At 71.5% G+C, this 1876-nt stretch carries 1 protein-coding gene; it reads right to left on the bottom strand.

What is annotated here, in order from left to right; genetic code table 11:
- The coding region (locus ACIG5E_RS39400) for a condensation domain-containing protein (RefSeq protein WP_396542128.1) at positions 1 to 1876 on the bottom strand (1876 nt) is incomplete at both ends.

Here is a 1876-nt window from a genome sequence, read left to right as displayed (position 1 = left end):
ATTCGCCCGCACATCCAACTCCGCGAACGACACCTCCACACCCTCGAAGACCACCGCCACCGCATCCGGCGTCGACGCCACCCGCGCCTCGAACAACGCCGGCAGCGTCGTCCCCTCAACCCCCGTCGCGGTGTCGTTCCACTCCACCAGCAGACGACGACGCTCCGCCTCGTCCAGCAGTTCCAGGCCGCTCAGCCGGGTCCCCGGTTCGGCAACCAGCAGGTCCAGCGCCAGGCGCACCCGACCCGCCAGCCGCACTGCGGCATCGGGATCGAACAGGTCCACCGAAGCGGTCAGCAAGCCGCGCAGGCCCGCCGGAGCACCGTCCTGGTCGAACGTCTCGACGAAGTCGAGTTCGAGATCGAACTTCGCGGCCCGCACGTCGGCCGCAGCGTCCGCCGTCCGGCCGTCCGCCGCCGGGCCGTCGGCCTCGGCGCCCGAACGCTCCAGCACGATCCGCTCGTTGTTGTGAACGGTCAGCAGCACCTGGACCAGCGGGTGCCGGGCCAGCGACCGGGACGGGGCGAGTTCCTCGACCAGCTTCTCGAACGGCACGTCCTGGTTCGCGAACGAGTTCAGCCCGGTCTGCCGGGCCCGGGCGAGCACCTCGCGGAACGTCGGGTCGCCGGAGAGGTCGGTGCGCAGCACCAGGGTGTTGACGAAAAAGCCGACCAGGTCGTCCAGTGCCTCGTCCGTACGGCCAGCGACGGCCGTGGCGACCGGAATGTCGGTGCCCGCCCCGAGGCGGGACAGCACGACCGCCAGCGCGGCCTGGAGGACCATGAAGACCGTGGCGTCTTCGGCGCGCGCCACCTCGGCGAGCCGGGCGTGGACGGCGGCCGGGACCTCCAGCGGAACGCCGTGGCCGCGGTGCGAGGCGACTGCCGGCCGCGGGCGGTCGAACGGCAGCCCCAGTTCCTCCGGAGCGCCGGCGAGGTTGGCCCGCCAGTAGACGATCTGCCTGGCCAACAGGCTCTCCGGATCCTCCTGGTCACCCAGCAGCTCCCGCTGCCAGAGGGTGTAGTCGGCGTACTGCACGGGCAGCGGCTCCCACTCCGGCGCCCGGCCCTCACTGCGAGCCAGGTAGGCCCGCATCACGTCCCGCATCAGCGGGCCCAGCGACCAGCCGTCGGACGCGATGTGATGGGCCACCACGACCAGCACCTGCTCCTGCGGACCAGTGCGCAGCAGCGTGGCGCGGACCGGCACCTCGGCGGCCAGGTCGAACGTGTACGCCTCGGCCTCCGCGACCCGGGCACCGAGCGCGTCCGGCGCCACCTCGGCCACGGCCAGCTTCCAGTCGAGCTCCTCCAGCTTCAGGATGAGCTGGTACGGCTCACCGTCGACCTCCGGGTAGACGGTTCGCAGCACCTCGTGCCGGCCGATGACGTCCCGCAGGGCCTCGTTCAGCGCACCGGCGTCGACCTCACCCGGCAAACGCCTGACGACCGGCATGTTGTAGGTGGCACTCGGACCCTCCAGCTGCGAGAGGAACCACAACCGGCGCTGCGCGAAAGACAACGGAACCTGCCCGGGCCGCTCGGCCACGCCCAGTGCCACCCGCGCCCGGTCCGCACCCGTGAGTCTGGCAGCCAGCCGCGCCACCGTCGGCGCCTCGAACACCATGCGCAGTGTCATCTCCACACCCAGCAGTGAGCGCACCCGGCTCACCAAACGCATGGCAAGCAGGGAGTGTCCGCCGAGGGCAAAGAAGTCGTCGTCCACCCCGACGCTCTCCAGGCCGAGCACCTTGGCGAACGCGGCGCATAGCAGCTCCTCCTGGAGGGTGGCCGGTGCTCGCCCGGTGCCGCCGGCCTTGAACTCCGGGGCCGGCAGCGCCTTGCGGTCCAGCTTGCCGTTGACGCTCAACGGGAGC

It is taken from the genome of Kitasatospora sp. NPDC053057 (assembly GCF_044546945.1).
Lineage (GTDB): Bacteria > Actinomycetota > Actinomycetes > Streptomycetales > Streptomycetaceae > Kitasatospora.
The sequence above is the reverse complement of the archived record's forward strand: the minus strand, read 5'-3'. Positions and strand labels throughout refer to the sequence as shown.